Origin of the sequence: Agromyces excoecariae (genome assembly GCF_051715505.1) — a bacterium.
GTDB lineage: Bacteria > Actinomycetota > Actinomycetes > Actinomycetales > Microbacteriaceae > Agromyces.
Window position 1 is genome coordinate 190398 of record NZ_JBPSLA010000012.1, and the last position, 16768, is coordinate 207165.

General features: G+C 70.9%; 15 protein-coding genes. 9 read left to right on the forward strand and 6 right to left on the reverse strand.

What is annotated here, in order from left to right; genetic code table 11:
* Positions 1-3: 3 nt before the first annotated feature.
* Positions 4-531 (reverse strand): ribose-5-phosphate isomerase, encoded by a 528-nt coding sequence (locus ACSJD1_RS12615; protein ID WP_438855642.1) that lies wholly within the window; start codon positions 529-531, stop codon positions 4-6.
* 122 nt (positions 532-653) lie between these two features.
* Here ACSJD1_RS12615 and pepN (ACSJD1_RS12620) point away from each other — a divergent pair, with 122 nt between their 5' ends.
* The 5 genes from pepN (ACSJD1_RS12620) (at position 654) to ACSJD1_RS12640 (ending at position 9121) form a co-directional block, all read left to right on the forward strand.
* A complete protein-coding gene (gene pepN, locus ACSJD1_RS12620; protein ID WP_438855643.1) occupies positions 654-3206 on the forward strand; it encodes an aminopeptidase N in 2553 nt (850 codons plus the stop codon).
* The gene (pepN, locus tag ACSJD1_RS12625) at positions 3206-5758 is read left to right on the forward strand and encodes an aminopeptidase N (RefSeq protein ID WP_438855644.1); all 2553 of its coding nucleotides are present in this window, start codon (positions 3206-3208) and stop codon (positions 5756-5758) included. The genes pepN (ACSJD1_RS12620) and pepN (ACSJD1_RS12625) overlap by 1 nt, the downstream gene beginning before the upstream one ends.
* 114 nt (positions 5759-5872) lie before the next feature.
* Positions 5873-6988, forward strand: a complete 1116-nt coding sequence (locus ACSJD1_RS12630) for a mechanosensitive ion channel family protein (RefSeq protein WP_438855645.1) — start codon at positions 5873-5875, stop codon at positions 6986-6988.
* A 14-nt stretch (positions 6989-7002) separates the two neighbouring features.
* The gene (locus ACSJD1_RS12635) at positions 7003-7386 is read left to right on the forward strand and encodes a globin (protein ID WP_438855661.1); all 384 of its coding nucleotides are present in this window, start codon (positions 7003-7005) and stop codon (positions 7384-7386) included.
* A 49-nt stretch (positions 7387-7435) separates the two neighbouring features.
* On the forward strand, positions 7436-9121 hold the full coding sequence (locus ACSJD1_RS12640) for an FAD-binding dehydrogenase (RefSeq protein ID WP_438855646.1): 1686 nt from the start codon (positions 7436-7438) through the stop codon (positions 9119-9121).
* A 67-nt stretch (positions 9122-9188) separates the two neighbouring features.
* Here ACSJD1_RS12640 and ACSJD1_RS12645 read toward each other — a convergent pair whose 3' ends face one another.
* Positions 9189-9869 (reverse strand): hypothetical protein, encoded by a 681-nt coding sequence (locus ACSJD1_RS12645; RefSeq protein WP_438855647.1) that lies wholly within the window; start codon positions 9867-9869, stop codon positions 9189-9191.
* A gap of 94 nt (positions 9870-9963) precedes the next feature.
* Between ACSJD1_RS12645 and ACSJD1_RS12650 the strand changes: the two genes are divergently transcribed.
* The 3 genes from ACSJD1_RS12650 (at position 9964) to ACSJD1_RS12660 (ending at position 12003) form a co-directional block, all read left to right on the forward strand.
* A complete protein-coding gene (locus ACSJD1_RS12650; RefSeq protein ID WP_438855648.1) occupies positions 9964-10845 on the forward strand; it encodes an acyl-CoA thioesterase in 882 nt (293 codons plus the stop codon).
* A 151-nt stretch (positions 10846-10996) separates the two neighbouring features.
* Complete coding sequence (locus ACSJD1_RS12655; protein ID WP_438855649.1) at positions 10997-11449, forward strand: Rieske (2Fe-2S) protein; 453 nt, start codon at positions 10997-10999, stop codon at positions 11447-11449.
* Complete coding sequence (locus ACSJD1_RS12660; protein ID WP_438855650.1) at positions 11446-12003, forward strand: hypothetical protein; 558 nt, start codon at positions 11446-11448, stop codon at positions 12001-12003. Before ACSJD1_RS12655 ends, ACSJD1_RS12660 begins: the two co-directional genes overlap by 4 nt.
* A 71-nt stretch (positions 12004-12074) precedes the next feature.
* On the opposite strand, the gene ACSJD1_RS12665 is transcribed toward ACSJD1_RS12660, so the two are convergent.
* From ACSJD1_RS12665 to msrA, 4 genes are all read right to left on the reverse strand, one after another.
* Positions 12075-12554 carry an acyl-CoA thioesterase gene (locus ACSJD1_RS12665; protein WP_438855651.1) on the reverse strand — a complete coding sequence of 160 codons (480 nt, stop codon included), beginning with the start codon at positions 12552-12554 and terminating at the stop codon, positions 12075-12077.
* A 1-nt stretch (position 12555) separates the two neighbouring features.
* The gene (gene ettA, locus ACSJD1_RS12670) at positions 12556-14238 is read right to left on the reverse strand and encodes an energy-dependent translational throttle protein EttA (protein WP_353814275.1); all 1683 of its coding nucleotides are present in this window, start codon (positions 14236-14238) and stop codon (positions 12556-12558) included.
* A 158-nt stretch (positions 14239-14396) separates the two neighbouring features.
* Positions 14397-14945, reverse strand: a complete 549-nt coding sequence (locus ACSJD1_RS12675; RefSeq protein WP_438855652.1) for a single-stranded DNA-binding protein — start codon at positions 14943-14945, stop codon at positions 14397-14399.
* 178 nt (positions 14946-15123) lie between these two features.
* Positions 15124-15648 (reverse strand): peptide-methionine (S)-S-oxide reductase MsrA, encoded by a 525-nt coding sequence (msrA, locus tag ACSJD1_RS12680; RefSeq protein ID WP_438855653.1) that lies wholly within the window; start codon positions 15646-15648, stop codon positions 15124-15126.
* Positions 15649-15668: 20 nt separating this feature from the next.
* Here msrA and ACSJD1_RS12685 point away from each other — a divergent pair, with 20 nt between their 5' ends.
* Positions 15669-16676 (forward strand): aldo/keto reductase, encoded by a 1008-nt coding sequence (locus ACSJD1_RS12685; protein ID WP_438855654.1) that lies wholly within the window; start codon positions 15669-15671, stop codon positions 16674-16676.
* The last annotated feature ends 92 nt before the right edge of the window (positions 16677-16768 follow it).

A 16768-nucleotide genomic window follows, 5' to 3' on the forward strand; every position in this document is an offset into this window, starting at 1 on the left:
CGGCTACTCCGCGGGCGAGCCGACGACGCGACCGGTCGAGCCGTCGACGTCGACGCCCTTGCCGGCGATGTCGCCCGTCGTCTCGTACTCGGCGAGCTGGCCGATCCGGCGCACGTGCCGCTCGTCGCCCGAGAACGGCTCGGCGATGAAGGCGTCGATGTAGCGGATCGCCTCCTCCACGGTGTGCTGGCGCGCGCCGATCGAGATGACGTTCGCGTCGTTGTGCTGCCTGGCGAGGATCGCGGTGTCCATGCTCCACACGAGGGCCGCGCGGATGCCGGCGACCTTGTTCGCGGCGATCTGCTCGCCGTTGCCGGAACCGCCGAAGACCACGCCGAGCGTCTTCACGCCGGCGGCCTGGTCGCGCGCCACGGCGAGCGCGGCGTTGATGCAGAAGGCCGGGTAGTCGTCGAGCGCGTCGTACTCGACGGGACCGTGGTCGACGACCTCGTGCCCGCCGTTGGCGAGGTGCGCCTGGAGGGTCCGGCTGAACTCGAGGCCGGCGTGGTCGGTCGCGATGTGGATGCGCATGGGCCAAGTCTAGGGAGCGGCGGCCCCCTGCCGTGGCGCAGGTCGCACGACTAGGCTGATCGGGTTGTCCCGCGCCACGAACGCCGGGGCGACGCATCCGTTCGACGCAGATGGAGACCTGAGTGCCTGGAGAGAACCTCACCCGCATCGAGGCCGAGGAGCGCGCCGCGCTCGTCACGGTGCACGACTACGACGTCCGGCTGGACGTGACGACCGGGCCGGAGGTGTTCCGCTCCGAGACGACGGTGCGGTTCGCCGCCCGTGCGGGCGCGTCGACGTTCATCGACGCGATCACGGCGACCGTGCACTCGGTCACGCTGAACGGCCGCGAGCTCGACCCGGCCGAGGTCAGCGACGGCGTGCGGATCCAGCTGCCCGGCCTCGAGGACGAGAACGAGCTCACGGTCGTCGCCGACGGCCGCTACATGCACACCGGCGAGGGCCTGCACCGCTTCGTCGACCCCGTCGACGACGAGGTCTACCTGTACACCCAGTTCGAGGTGCCCGACTCGCGCCGCATGTACGCGGTGTTCGAGCAGCCCGACCTGAAGGCCGCGTTCCGGTTCACGGTGACCGCGCCCGCGCACTGGCAGGTCGTGTCGAACTCGCCGACGCCCGAGCCCGCCGACGCGCACGAGGGGGCGAAGACCTGGGCGTTCGAGCCGACGCCGCGCATCTCGAGCTACATCACCGCGCTCGTCGCCGGCCCCTACGACGTGGTCCGCGACGAGCTCACGAGCGCCGACGGCCGGGTGATCCCCCTCGGCGTCTTCGCGCGGAAGAGCCTGTCGGAGTACCTCGACGCGGACTACGTGTTCGAGAAGACCAAGCAGGGCTTCGAGTACTTCGAGGCGAAGTTCGGCGTGCCCTACCCGTTCGCCAAGTACGACCAGCTCTTCGTCCCGGAGTACAACGCCGGGGCGATGGAGAACGCCGGTGCGGTCACCTTCACCGAGGTGTACGTGTTCCGCTCGAAGGTGACGGATGCCATCCGCGAGCGCCGGGTCGTGACGATCCTGCACGAGCTCGCGCACATGTGGTTCGGCGACCTCGTCACCATGAGGTGGTGGAACGACCTGTGGCTGAACGAGTCGTTCGCCGAGTGGGCATCGACGATCGCGACCGCGGAGGCCACGGAGTGGGAGGGCGCCTGGACGACCTTCAACGCGATGGAGAAGAGCTGGGCGTACCGTCAGGACCAGCTGCCCTCGACGCACCCGATCGTCGCGGAGATCCGCGACCTCGAGGACGTGCTGGTCAACTTCGACGGCATCACCTACGCCAAGGGTGGATCGGTGCTGAAGCAGCTCGTCGCCTGGGTCGGCGTCGACGCGTTCTTCGCCGGTGTCTCGGCCTACTTCCGGAAGCACGCATGGGGCAACACGACCCTCGCCGACCTGCTCGCCGAGCTCGAGGTCGCCAGCGGGCGCGACCTGTCCGAGTGGGGCAGGCTCTGGCTCGAGACCGCAGGCGTGAACACGCTGCGCCCCGAGATCGAGACCGACCACGACGGCCGGATCACCTCCTTCGCCGTGCTGCAGTCCGCGATCGAGGAGTACCCGACGATCCGGCCCCATCGCCTCGCGATCGGCTTCTACAACCTCACCGGCGGCAAGCTCGTGCGAGACCACCGGGTCGAGCTCGACGTCGACGGCGAGCGGACCGACGTCGCCGAGCTCGTCGGCCTCGCCCGCCCCGACCTGGTCCTGCTGAACGATGACGACCTCGCCTACGCGAAGATCCGCCTCGACACGGCCTCACACGGCGTCGCCCTCGCGAACCTCTCGGAGATCGAGGACCCGCTCGCACGCGCCCTCGTCTGGAGCTCGGTGTGGGATGCCACGCGCGACGCCGAGACCCGCGCGAGCGACTACCTCGCGCTCGTGCTCGGCAACATCGCGAGCGAGACCGAATCGACGACGCTGCGGATCGTGCTCGCCAACTCGATCCTCGCCGCGAGCGCCTACACCGAACCGACGCGCCGGTCCGACGCGCTGCGGCTGCTCGCCGACGGGTTCTGGGACCTCGCGAGCGAGGCCGACGCGGGCAGCGACGCGCAGTTCCAGTTCGTGAAGTCGTTCGCCGCGATCGCCGAGCACGGCTCGAACCTCGACGGCCTCGCCGACCTCTACGCGGGGACGACCTCGCTCGACGGTCTCGCGGTCGACACCGACCTCGGCTGGGAGCTCCTCATCGCGCTGGCGGCGGCCGGCCGCGTCGGCGACGCCGAGATCGACGCGCGCCTCGCCGAGGACGACACCGTCACCGGCCGCGAGGCCGCCGCGAAGGCGCGTGCCGCGATCCCGACCGTCGAGGCGAAGGAGCGCGCATGGGCGTCGCTCGTCGACTCCGACACGGCGTCGAACTCCGTCGTGCGCGACACCGCGATCGGCTTCGTCCGCTCGGCCGACCTCGGGCTCCTCGAGGGCTTCGTCGACCGGTACTTCGCCATGATCGGGCGGGTCTGGACCGAGCGCAGCTACGCGATCGCCGAGAAGCTCGTCGACGGCCTCTACCCGTCGACGCTCGCGAACCGGGCGCTCGCCGACGCCTCCCGGGGTTGGCTCGATGCCAACCCCGAGGCGCCGGCCGCACTGCGCCGGCTCGTGGTCGAAAACCTCGCCGGCGTCGACCGTGCGCTCGCCGCGCAGGCGCGCGACGCGCAGGCGGGCTGATGTCGGGCCGCCCCGACCTGACGCGGGCGGAGGCCGAGGAGCGCGCGTCGCTCCTCGGCACCCCCGCGTACGAGGTCACGCTCGACCTCACGGGCGACGACGGCCGATTCCGGTCCGACACGCTCGTGCGCTTCACCGCGACGCCCGGCGCCTCGACGTTCATCGAGTCCACCACGGCCGAACTGCACGAGATCGTCCTGAACGGTCGGCAGCTCGACCCGGCATCCGCCTCCGACGGCTACCGGATCCGGCTCGACGCCCTCGAGGCCGAGAACGAGCTGCTCGTCGTCTCGACGCGCGAGTACACCAATACGGGCGAGGGCCTGCACCGGTTCGTCGACCCCGTCGACGGCGAGGCGTACCTCTACACCGAGTTCGCGGTCGCCGAGGCGAATCGCGTGTACGCGGTGTTCGACCAGCCCGACCTCAAGGCGTCGGTGCGGTTCACGATCACCGCGCCCGACCACTGGAGCGTGCTGAGCAACGCGCCGTCGCCGCAGCCGCACCCCGCGGCATCCGGCACCGCGGTCTGGGCCTTCGAGACCGGACCAGTCATCTCGAGCTACATCGTCGCGATCATCGCGGGCCCCTACGCCTCGTGGCATTCGTCGGCGACGAGCCGCGACGGGCGCGACGTGCCGCTCGGCCTCTTCACGCGCGCGTCGCTCGCGGCGTACGCCGAGCCCGAGGTCATGTTCGAGCTCGTGCGGGGCGGCCTGTCGTTCTACGAGGACGCCTTCGGCGTGCCCTACCCGTACGGCAAGTACGACCAGATCTTCGTGCCCGAGTACAACTGGGGCGCGATGGAGAACGTCGGCGCGGTCACGTTCAACGAGGGCTACCTGTTCCGTTCGCGGGTGTCCGACGCGCGGCGCGAGCAGCGGGCGATCGTGGTGCTGCACGAGCTGAGCCACATGTGGTTCGGGAATTCCGTCACGATGCGCTGGTGGAACGACCTCTGGCTGAACGAGTCGTTCGCGACGTGGGCGTCGACCCTCGCGACCTCGGAGGTCACCGAGTTCACCGACGTGTGGGCGACCTTCGCGACCGACGAGAAGACGCACGCCGCCGAACAGGACCAGCTGCCCTCGACGCACCCGATCGTCGCCGAGATCCACGACCTCGGCGACGTCGAGGTGAACTTCGACGCGATCACGTACGACAAGGGCGCCTCGGTGCTCAAGCAGCTCGTCGCGTGGGTCGGGCTCGAGGCATTCCAGCGCGGCGTCGGAGCCTACCTCGGCCGGCACGCGGGCGGCAACGCGACCCTGGCCGACCTCCTCGTCGAGCTCGAGCGCGCGAGCGGCCGCGACCTCGCCGACTGGTCGGCGAAGTGGCTCGAGACCGCGGGCGTGAACACGCTTCGCCTCGTCGTCGAGACGGATGCCGCGGGGGTGATCTCCGCGGCCCGCGTCGAGCAGTCCGCGGCGGTGTCGCACCCGACGCTCCGCCCGCACCGGATCGCGATCGGATCCTACGACGACGTCGACGGCCGCCTCGAGCGGGTCCATCGTGTCGAGCTCGACATCGACGGCTCGTCTACCGATGTGCCCGAACTCGTCGGTCGGACGCGCCCTGCGCTGCTCCTCGTGAACGACGACGACCTCACCTACGCGAAGGTGCGGCTCGACGAGCCGTCGTTCGCGGTCGCACGCGACCGGCTGTCCGATGTCGTCGACCCGGTCGCGCGTGCGGTCATCGTCGGCTCGGCGTGGGATGGCGTGCGCGATGCGGAGATCCCCGCGTCCGACTTCGTCCGCCTCGTGGTGGCCAACGTCGGGCACGAGACGCAGTCCGCGGCACGCGGGCTCGCCCTCTCCCGGCTCGAGCTCGCCGCGTCGCGCTACCTCGCCGACCACCACCGCGACGTGCTCGCCGAGGAGGCGGCCGACGCCGTCTGGGCGCTCGCCGAACTCGCTCCCGACGGGTCGGACGCGCAGCTGCAGTTCGTCAAGGCGTTCACGCGCCTGGCGTGCGCGCCCGCGCACGCCGACGTCCTCGCAGCACTCGCCACCGGCGAGACCCGGCTGCCCGGGCTCGAGGTCGACCTCGACCTGCGGTGGGAGATCACGATCGCCCGCGCGACGCTCGGCGCGGCATCCGACGACGAGATCGACGCGGCGCTCGCGGCCGACGACACCGCGAAGGGTCGACAGCTCGCCGAGACCGCGCGCGCCGCGCGACCAGATCGGGCGGTGAAGGATGCCGCGTGGCGGCGGGTCGCGACCGACACCTCGCTGTCGAACGACCTCGCCCGCGCGATCGCCGACGGCTGGCAGCGCACGACGGATCCGGTGCTGCTCGCCGGAACGGCCGACGACTACCTCGGCATGCTCGATCGGGTGTGGGCCGAACGGAGCTTCACGATGGCCGCGCTCATCGTGCGGCGCCTGTTCCCTGCGCCCGTCGTCGACGCCGAGCTGGCGACCCGCGTCAGCGCCTGGCTCGGCGCGCACGCGGAGCCGGCTCCGCTGCACCGGCTCGTGGCGGAGCAGCTGAGCGAACTCGAGCGAGCGCTCGCGGCGCGCGATCGGGACGCGGCGACCGCCTAGGACCGGATCCGCTCGCAGCGGCCGAGGCCCGTCGGTCTCCTCGACGAACCCGACGGGCCTCGGCGCCCACCGTCCCAGCGTGCGTCCGGTCGCGCGCGGATACACTTCGACATCATGCGACCGTTCGAAGAACCCGGCCCCGAGCAGGTCGACATCTCCGTGCAGATCGATGCCTTCCAGGAGACCTGGTACGGCCAGGTCGTGTTCAACGTCATCGACATCGCCATCATCGTCGCGGTCGCGCTCCTCATCCGCTGGATCCTGCACTTCGTCATCCGCCGCACCGTCAACCAGATCGTCACCGGCGTCAAGCGCAAGCAGGACGTCTCCGACACGCAGGCGCTGAACGCGGCGTCGCCGCTCGCCGCCGTCCGAGTGGTGCAACGCACCCGGACGCTCGGGTCGGTGCTGAAGAACATCGTCAACGTCACCATCGGCATCCTCGTGGTGATCCTCGTCGTGGGCACGCTCTGGCCCGACATCCTGGGCTCGTTCACGCTGCTCTCGGCGGCGATCGGCGCGGGCCTCGGCTTCGGCGCGCAGAACATCGTGAAGGATGCCCTCAACGGCATGTTCATGGTGGTCGAGGACCAGCTCGGCGTCGGCGACATCGTCGACCTGGGCCACGCGACCGGCATCGTGGAGGAGGTGCGCATCCGCGTGACCTCCGTGCGCGACGTCAACGGCACGCTCTGGTTCGTCCGCAACGGCGAGATCACGCGCGTCGGCAACATGTCGCAGGGGTGGGCCCGCGTCATCATCGACCTCGCCGTGCCGTACACCGCCGACGTCGACGAGGTCGAGGCGGCCATGCTCGGCACCGCGAACGAGATGGCCCGGTCGGGCAAGTGGCGCTCGCGCGTGCTGGAGAAGCCGGAGATCTGGGGCCTCGAGTCCGTCTCGTCCGACGCGATGGTCATCCGGATCGTCATGAAGGTGCGGACGTCGGCGAAGGACGACGTCGCCCGTGAACTCCGGATGCGCCTCAAGCGCACGCTCGACGACATGGGCCTGACGCTGCCGAGCCTCTCGAGCGTCGTGCTCACGGGCTTCGACGGGGTCACGCGCGTGAAGGGCGCGAAGCCGCCGAAGACCGAACCGAACCCCGTGATGGAGCGGAAGGCGCCCAGCAAGCGCCTGCTCCGTGCGATGCGCGCAGCGAACACCGTCACCGGCACGGGCAGCGTCCCGACCACGGCCGACGACACGAGCCCGAAGGACGCCCCGTGAGCCTGCCCGACAACCTGCCATCGCCGAGCTTCTACGACCAGGTCGGCGGCCATGAGACCTTCGCGAGGCTCGTGCACGAGTTCTACCGCGGCGTGGCCGGCGACCCGGTGCTGAAGCCCATGTACCCGGAGCAGGACCTCGGCCCCGCCGAGGAACGCCTCCTGATGTTCCTCGAGCAGTACTGGGGCGGGCCGACCACGTACGGCGAGCAGCGCGGCCACCCGCGCCTCCGGCTCCGGCACCAGCCGTTCAAGGTCAACCCCGATGCGCGCGACCGATGGCTGGCGCACATGCGCGCGGCCGTCGACACGCTCGACCTGTCGCCGGTCGCGGAGGCCACGCTGTGGGACTATCTCCAGCGTGCGGCGTTCGCGATGGTGAACACCTTCGAGGAGTAGCCGCACCCGCTCCGCCGCGCCGCCCCTGCCCGAGACGAAGGAGTCCCCCGTGGCCGACCCGACCGCTTCCCCGACGGCGACCGCCGCCCGCACCGAGTTCGACGCCGTGATCGTCGGCGGTGGCCTCTCCGGCCTCGTCGCGGCATCCGAGCTCGTCGACGCGGGCAAGCGCGTCGTCATCGTCGACCAGGAGCCGGAGGCGAGCCTCGGCGGGCAGGCGTGGTGGTCGTTCGGCGGGCTGTTCCTCGTCGACTCGCCGGAGCAGCGGCGGCTCGGCGTGCACGACTCGCTCGATCTCGCCCGACAGGACTGGCTCGGCACGGCCGCGTTCGACCGCGACGAAGACGAGTGGGGCCGACGGTGGGCCGAGGCCTACCTCGAATTCGCGGCGGGCGAGAAGCGTTCGTGGCTGCGCGCGAAGGGCCTTCGGTTCTTCCCCGTCGTCGGCTGGGCCGAGCGCGGACATGGGATGGCGATCGGGCACGGCAACTCGGTGCCGCGGTTCCACATCACCTGGGGCACTGGCCCCGGAGTCCTCGAGCCGTTCATCGCCCGCGTTCGCGCCGGCGAGGCCGCCGGGCTCGTCGAGCTCCGATTCCGCCATCGCGTCGACGAACTCGTCGTCGAGGACGGCGCGGTCGTGGGTGTGCGGGGCGTGCAGCTCGCTCCGGACGATGCACGTCGGGGCGTCGCATCCAACCGCGACGTGATCGGCGCCTTCGAGCTCCGCGCGGGCGCCGTCGTGGTCGCGTCGGGCGGGATCGGCGGAAACCACGACCTCGTGCGGAAGGCGTGGCCCGAGCGGCTCGGGCGTCCGCCCGCGCAGATGCTCTCCGGCGTGCCGGCGCACGTCGATGGGCGCATGCTCGGCATCGCCGAGGCCTCCGGCGCACGCCTCGTCAACGGCGACCGCATGTGGCATTACACCGAGGGCATCACGAACTGGGACCCCGTGTGGGCCCGGCACGGCATCCGGATCCTCCCCGGCCCGTCGTCGATGTGGTTCGACGCGACCGGGAACCGGCTCCCCGCTCCGCTGTTCCCCGGATTCGACACGCTGGGCACGTTCGAGCACCTCGCGCGCACCGGGTACGACCATTCGTGGTTCGTGCTCACGCAGCGCATCATCGAGAAGGAGTTCGCGCTCTCGGGCAGCGAGCAGAACCCCGACCTGACGAACAAGGACCTGCGGCTGCTGGCCGACCGGCTGGGCTCCGGCGCGCCGGGGCCGGTCGAGGCGTTCAAGCAGCACGGCGTCGACTTCGTCGTCGCCGACACGCTCCCCGAACTGCTCGACGGCATGCGCCGACTCTCGCCGGACGACGTCCTCGACGTGGAAAACATCGAGCGCGAAATCGTCGCCCGCGACCGCGAGGTCGAGCACGAGTTCTCCAAGGACCTCCAGCTGACGGCGGTGCGAGGCGCACGGAACTACCGCGGCGACAAGCTCATCCGAGTCGCCTCGCCGCACCGCATCCTCGACCCGAAGGCGGGGCCGCTCATCGCGGTGAAGCTGCACCTGCTCACGCGAAAGAGCCTCGGCGGCATCCAGACCGACCTCGAGTCGCGTGCGCTCGGTGCCGACGGTGCGCCGGTGACCGGCCTCTATGCGGTCGGCGAGGCCGCGGGCTTCGGCGGCGGCGGCGTGCACGGGTACCGCGCGCTCGAGGGCACGTTCCTCGGCGGATGCCTGTTCACGGGTCGCGCCGCAGGGCGGTCGATCGCGGCCGGCTGACCGCGACCCGGTGGCCCCCCCGGCTCGGTGCGCGCGAGCGCGACGCGGGCGATGACGGATGCCGCGGCTACGCCTTGAGCGTCCAGGCCTTCCGCCGCACCAGCACGTGCCCGCGCCGGGAGCTCAGTCGCGTCCACGGTCCGGTCTCGAAGAGCGACGTCGGGTCGTCGCCGAGGAAGCCGAGGCTGAACGCGGCGAACGCCGCGCCGGCCGGGACGTACTCGAGTCCCTCGATGCCGCGACCCCACACCTCGGAGCGCACGCGCTGCACGAGCTGCTCCCCGGTGCCGTCGGGGATCGTGGCCGCGACCTCGTCGATCCCGGCACGCGCAGCGCGCTCGAGCGTCGCGGCATCCGTCTCGCCGAGCGGTCGCCAGCCGCCGCGCGGCGGCGAGATCCCCGCCCAGGTGACCGTGTTGACCTCGGGCGGCCTCGTCATCGTGACCGGACGCGATTCGTCGTCCTCGCCGACCTCGCCGCGCGCACGGACGATGCGATCGACGACGGAGCGCATCGGCACGACGACGTCGAAGTCGTCGGTCTCGAACAGCTGGAAGGTCCGCAGACCGAGCACCGTCGGGCTCTCGTCGAGGATTCCGCGCGGGTAGAGGATGGCGGTGTACACGGCCAGGATGCCGTTCGCCGCGACGAGGCGCACCGAGCCGTCCTCGACGCGCGACGCGCGCTGGAGGTAGGTGTGCAGATCGCCGAGCGACAGGCTGTCGGCAAGCGTGAATTGCTGGACCATGGCCTGTCTAGACTACCGAGAGAGCGCCGCGGCCCCGCCCGTCGCCCACCCGCCGATCAGCCGCGCGACGGCCGACCGACCAGACGGAGGAACCATGAGCGGTTCGATGGAGGGCCTGCTGAGCACGTTGCGGCTCACCGACACCGGCGCGCGCACCGACGAGGACATCTTCACCGGCCCGTCGCAGTGGATGCCCCGTGGCCGCGTCTTCGGCGGCCAGGTGCTCGCGCAGTCGATCATCGCCGCGACGCACACGGTTCCCGACGAGCGCCCCATCCACTCGATGCACGGCTACTTCCTCCGCCCGGGTGACGTGCAGCACCCGATCACGTTCTCGGTCGACCGCATCCACGACGGGCGGTCGTTCTCCACCCGGCGGACGCAGGCGTTCCAGCACGGCCTGCCCATCCTCTCGCTGATCGCCTCGTTCCAGACGCGCGACGAGGGCCTGGAGCACCAGATCGAGATGCCGCACGACCTTCCCGACCCGGAGTCGCTGCCCTCGACCGCCGACGTGCTCGGCCACCTCGACCACGACGTGGCGCGGTACTGGTCGAGCGAACGCGCGTTCGACGTCCGGCACATCCCGTCGCCGGTCTACCTCACCGTCGAGGGCGAGCGGATGCCGCACCAGGTGGTCTGGATGAAGGCCTTCGGCCGGCTGCCGGACGACCTCCGCCTGCATCGCGCCGCGCTCGCCTACGCAAGCGACTACTCGATCCTCGAGCCCGTACTGCGCGCGCACGGCGTCGCATGGGCGACCCCCGGCCTGAAGGTGGCGAGCCTCGACCACGCGATGTGGTGGCACCGCGACGCGCGCGTCGACGAGTGGCTGCTGTTCACGATGGACTCGCCGTCGGCCGGAGGCGGCCGCGGCCTCTCCCTCGGCCGCATCTACACACGTGACGGCATGCTCGTCGCGAGCGTGGCGCAGGAGGGCATGGTCCGGGTGACGGATCCGGCTGCGCTCGGCTGAGCCGCGCGCAGCCCTCCGCCGACCCCGCTCGCTTCTCTCATCCAGGTGCGGCGCTCCCTGAGCGATCGCGGCGAATGCGCCATCCGCCCCACGATGTGCCGCAGAATGGCACCACCGCCGCGCCATCGCGGCCGAAGAGGGAGGCAGCACCATGGACGATGCCCGTGAACTCTCGCGCCGGACGGCGCTCGCGCTCGGCGGGACCGGTGCGCTCGGCAGCGCGCTCGTCCTGGCCGGCTGCGCGCCCGGATCGGATTCGACCGGCGGATCCGGCACCGGAACCGGCGTCGACGGCACGCCCACGGATGCCGCGGGCGAGGACGTCGCGGCCCTCACCGACATCCCGGTCGGCGGCAGCATCAGCGCGACCATCGGAGGCCAGCCCGTGCTGCTCTCGCAGCCGACCGCCGGAGAGGTCGTGGCCTTCAGCGCGATCTGCACGCATCAGGGCTGCACGGTCGCACCCGAGGGTGCGGCTTTCGTGTGCCCCTGCCACGGATCGACCTTCGATGCCGCGACCGGTGACGTCGAACAGGGTCCCGCGCTCGAGCCGCTGCCGTCGGTGCCGGTCAGCGTCGACGGTGACCGCGTGATCGCGGGATGAGCGAGTTCTTCGACTTCCAGGTCGCCGGCCTGCCGTTGCACGTGCTGCTCGTCCACGTCGTCGTGGTGGGCGTGCCGCTGCTCGCGGTCCTGCTCGTGGTGCTCGCCGCCTGGCCGTCCGCACGCCGCGTGCTCTGGATCCCGACGCTCGTCGGGGCCGTCGCACTGCTCGGCCTGACCTGGCTCACCGTCGAAGCCGGCGAGTGGCTCGCCGAGCGCGTTCCCGAGACGCCGCTCATCGAGGAGCATGCGGACCAGGGCGACGACATCCTCCCGTGGGTCATCGCACTGACGGTCGTCGCCGGCCTCGTCGGCGCGCTCGCCCTCGTCGAGCGCGCCGCGGCCCGCAAGGTGACCGATGCCGAGGTCGCGGCCGCGCGCGGCGTGTCGACGCCCGCTCGTCGGAGCCCCGTCCGAGTCGCAGTCGCGATCCTCCTGCTCGTCACGACGATCGGCGTCGGTGCCGGCGCCGTCTGGACCACGATCAGGATCGGCGAGGCCGGGAGCCGCGCAGTCTGGGAGGGGTCCTTCAGCGAACAGCCCCTCGAGGACTGAAGAGGCGGATGCCGCGGCTCGCAGTCCGGATGGGTCGTACCGGGCCGCGCTGCGCCGCTCTCACTCCGGGCTCAGCGGCGCCGGAACGCGATCGGTTCGCCCAGGTACGGCTCCCACGCACGGCGCTCCGCCTCGGTGATCCGGCGCGGCTTCTCGGTGGCGGCGTCGACGAGGACGATGGTCGTCGCCGCACGCGTGTAGAGCGTGCGCGGCTCCGCTCCTGCCGGGGAGAACACCTCGTAGCAGACCTCGAGGCTCGCTCCGCCCATCCTGCCGATCCAGAGCTCGATGTCGAGCGGCAGCCGCTGGTACGGGATCGGTGCGAGGTACTCGACCTCCTGGCGCGCGATGAGCGAGAGGGTCGACGAGCCCGGCGACGCATCGATGACCGCAGTCGACGCACCGACCGCGTGCTCGGCGGTGCCGTCGTCGTTCACCCAGAACGCCTGGATGCGAGCCTCCTCGAGGAGGCTCAGCATCCGGGCGTTGTTCACGTGACCGTACGCGTCGAGGTCGCTCCAGCGGAGCGGCGTCGGCACGTGCAGGCGCATCTCAGTCCCTCGTGAGCTTGCGGTAGGTCGAGCGATGCGGCTTCGCCGCCTCCGGGCCGAGGCGCTCGACCTTGTTGGCCTCGTACGCCTCGAAGTTCCCCTCGAACCAGTACCAGTCCGCCGGGCTCTCATCGGTGCCCTCGTAGGCGAGGATGTGCGTCGCGATGCGGTCGAGGAACCACCGGTCGTGGGTGATGACCACGGCGCAGCCCGGGAACTCGAGCAGCGCGTTCTCGAGGCTCGAGAGCGTCTCGACGTCGAGGTCGTTGGTCGGCTCATCGAGCAGCAGGAGGTTGCCGCCCTGCTTGAGCGTCAGCGCGAGGTTCAGCCGGTTGCGCTCACCGCCGGAGAGCACGCCGGCGCGCTTCTGCTGGTCGGGCCCCTTGAACCCGAAGGTCGACACGTAGGCACGGCTCGGCACCTCGGTCTTGCCGACCTGGATGTAATCGAGCCCGTCGGAGACGACCTCCCAGAGGGTCTTGTTCGGGTCGATGCCGGTGCGCGACTGGTCGACGTACGAGAGCTTGACCGTCTCGCCGATCTTGAGGTTGCCGCCGTCGAGCGGCTCGTAGCCGACGATCGTCTTGAAGAGCGTGGTCTTGCCGACGCCGTTCGGGCCGATGATGCCGACGATGCCGTTGCGCGGGAGCGTGAAGCTCAGCCCGTCGATGAGCATGCGGTCGCCGAAGCCCTTCTCGAGCTTCTTGGCCTCGAGCACGACGTCGCCGAGCCGCGGGCCTGCGGGGATCTGGATCTCCTCGAAGTCGAGCTTCCGCGTGCGCTCGGCCTCCGCCGCCATCTCCTCGTAGCGCGCGAGACGGGCCTTCGACTTCGCCTGGCGCCCCTTGGCATTCGAGCGGACCCACTCGAGCTCGTCCTTCAGGCGCTTCTGGAGCTTCTGGTCCTTCTTGCCCTGGACCTGCAGTCGCTCGGCCTTCTTCTCGAGGTAGGTCGAGTAGTTGCCCTCGTACGGGTAGAGCCTGCCGCGGTCGACCTCGCAGATCCACTCGGCGACGTGGTCGAGGAAGTACCGGTCGTGCGTTACCGCGAGCACGGCGCCGGGGTACTTGGCGAGGTGCTGCTCGAGCCAGAGCACGCTCTCGGCGTCGAGGTGGTTCGTCGGCTCGTCCAGGAGGAGCAGGTCGGGCTTCTGGAGCAGCAGCTTGCAGAGCGCGACACGACGCTTCTCGCCGCCCGAGAGCACCGAGACGGGCGTGTCGCTCGGCGGGCACCGCAGCGCGTCCATCGCCTGGTCGAGCTGCGAGTCGAGGTCCCAGGCATCGGCCGCGTCGATCTCCTCCTGGAGCGTGCCCATCTCGGCGAGCAGCGTGTCGAAGTCGGCGTCGGGGTCGGCCATCGCGGCGGAGATCTCGTTGAACCGGTCGATCTTCGCCTTGATCGGACCGACGCCCTCCTGCACGTTTTCGAGCACGGTCTTGGTCTCGTCGAGTTCGGGCTCCTGCATGAGGATGCCGACCGAGTACCCCGGCGTGAGCCGGGCCTCGCCGTTGGACGGCTGGTCGAGGCCGGCCATGATCTTGAGGATCGTCGACTTTCCGGCGCCGTTCGGGCCCACGACGCCGATCTTCGCCCCCGGAAGGAACGCCATCGTGACGTCGTCGAGGATCACCTTGTCACCGACCGCCTTGCGGGCGCGGACCATCGAGTAAATGTAGTCAGCCACTGAGTTCCTCACGTCGGGGAGTGCGCGGTTCAGCCCTCCAGCCTAGCGGCCCGCGCTGACGCATCCGGTCCGGACCGTTCGCGACGGCTCGCCAGTCGATCGAGCCGGTCGCCCCGACGGGGCACCCACCCGAGCCGAGGCGCGGGTGGGGCACGAGGTCAGCGAGCGGGCTCCGGCTCGAGAGCCGAGTGCTCCTCCGCGACCACGATCTCGTCAGCATCGGCCACCTCGTGATCCGACCAGTCGGCCCCCTCCGCCCAGGTCGGCACCTCGGTTCGCGCGGACTGGTCGTCCGCGTCGGACGACTCGGCCGAAGCCTCCGCCTCGCCGTCGAGCTCGACGAGCCGCGCGCCGGTGGTCTTCGAGTACACCGCGACGCCCCAAGACAGGTCGTGGCCGATCGCGTCGGCATCGATCTCGATCGCCGTGCCGGAGCGCTCGCCGGTCTCCCACGCGCGGATGCGAAGTCGTCCGTGGACGACGATCCGCTCGCCCTTGCGCAGCGAGCGCGCGGAGTTCAGGGCGAGCTGGCGGAACGACGAGACCGTGTACCAGTTCGTCTCGCCGTCGGTCCAGGCGCCGGTGGCACGGTCGAAGAACCGTCGGGTGGAGGCCAGCCGGAAGTTGGTGATCGGCAGGCCGGTCGCGGTGACGGTGTGTCGGGGGTCGCTGCCCACGACGCCGGTGATGGTCACGAGATCTGACATGGATGCTCCTCAAGGGCTCGACGCCGCCGCGGATCGGCGGCTCGCGGCATCCGGGGTCCTCGTGCCGGAACGACCCCGGATGCCGCTCACCACAGCGTGGCTGCACCGTCGCGGCATCCGTCGGGTTCAGCGGAGCACCGTGCACGACCGCGCAGAGGCGGACGCTGGTGAGGAGGAGTCAGGCGAGGATGTAGTCCGCGTAGGAGCGTCGGATCTTGTTCACCTTCGGCAGCGCGACCGCGAGGCAGTAGCCCTGGCCCGGGTTCTTGGCGAAGAAGTCCTGGTGGTAGTCCTCCGCGGCGAAGAACTCGCCGAGCGGCTCGATGGTCGTGACCACCTCGCCCGGCCACCAATCGGCTGCGCGCGTGCGCGCCGCCTCGAACAGCTCGCGTTGCGCGTCGCCGTCGAAGAACATCGCGGACCGGTACTGCGTGCCGACATCCGCTCCCTGCCGGTTCAGCTGCGTCGGATCGTGGAGCGTGAAGAAGACGTCGAGCACGACCTCGCGCGGCAGCACCTCGGGATCGAAGTCGACGCGCACGGCCTCGGCATGGCCGGTCGCGCCGGTGCAGACGAGTTCGTAGGAGGGGTTCGGCGTCGAGCCGCCCGTGTACCCCGACACGACATCGTGCACGCCTCGGAGCGTGCGGTAGACGGCATCCAGGCACCAGAAGCAGCCGCCGGCGAGAACGAAGCTTTCCATCACGGCCATAGGCTACCGGCATGACCTTCGTCGCCTCCCCGGACCGATACGACCAGATGACCTACAACCGCATCGGGCGGAGCGGACTCAAGCTCCCGGCGCTGTCGCTCGGGCTCTGGCACAACTTCGGCCACGAACGTCCGCTCGACACGCAGCGGGCCATCGTCCGGCGCGCATTCGACCTCGGCATCACGCACTTCGACCTCGCGAACAACTACGGCCCGCCGCCCGGGAGCGCCGAGGAGAACTTCGGCCGCCTGCTCGCAACCGACCTGAAGCCCTACCGCGACGAGCTCATCGTCTCGTCGAAGGCCGGTTACCTCATGTGGGACGGCCCGTACGGCGAGTGGGGCTCGCGCAAGAACCTGCTGGCCTCGCTCGACCAGAGCCTCGGACGGCTGGGCCTCGACTACGTCGACGTGTTCTACTCGCACCGACCCGACCCCGAGACGCCGATCGAGGAGACGATGGGCGCACTCGCGCACGCCGTCCGGCAGGGCAAGGCGTTGTACGCGGGCATCTCGAACTACTCGCCCGAGCAGACCATCGCCGCAGCCGAAGCGCTCGCCGCCGAGGGCGTGCCCCTGACCATCCACCAGCCCCGCTACTCGATGTTCGACCGGCACATCGAGGACGGCCTCTTCCCGGCGCTCGACGAGGTGGGGGCCTCGGCGATCGTCTTCTCGCCGCTCGCGCAGGGCCTGCTCACCGATCGCTACCTCTCGGGCGACGTGCCCGCCGGCTCGCGCGCGGCGACCAGCCACTTCCTGCCGGCCGAGCGCATCAGCGAGGAGTACCTCGAGCGCGCACGCGCCCTCGACGCGATCGCCGAAGGCCGCGGCCAGTCGCTCGCGCAGCTCGCCCTCTCGTGGGTGCTCCGCGTGCCGCAGGTCGCCAGCGCGCTGATCGGCGCCTCCAGCGTCGCCCAGCTCGAGCAGAACGTCGCCGCGCTCGATGCGGCGCCGCTCACCGACGAGGAGATCGCCGCGATCGAACCGCACGCGGCCGACGGCACCGCCCTCGGCTGAGCGGGTGCCGCGAACCCGACGTGCCTCGGGGGCGGCGCGAGGCCCCCCGGGCCCGGTGGCTCCCGGCCCCGCCCCGCCCCCCATCCCGGCGC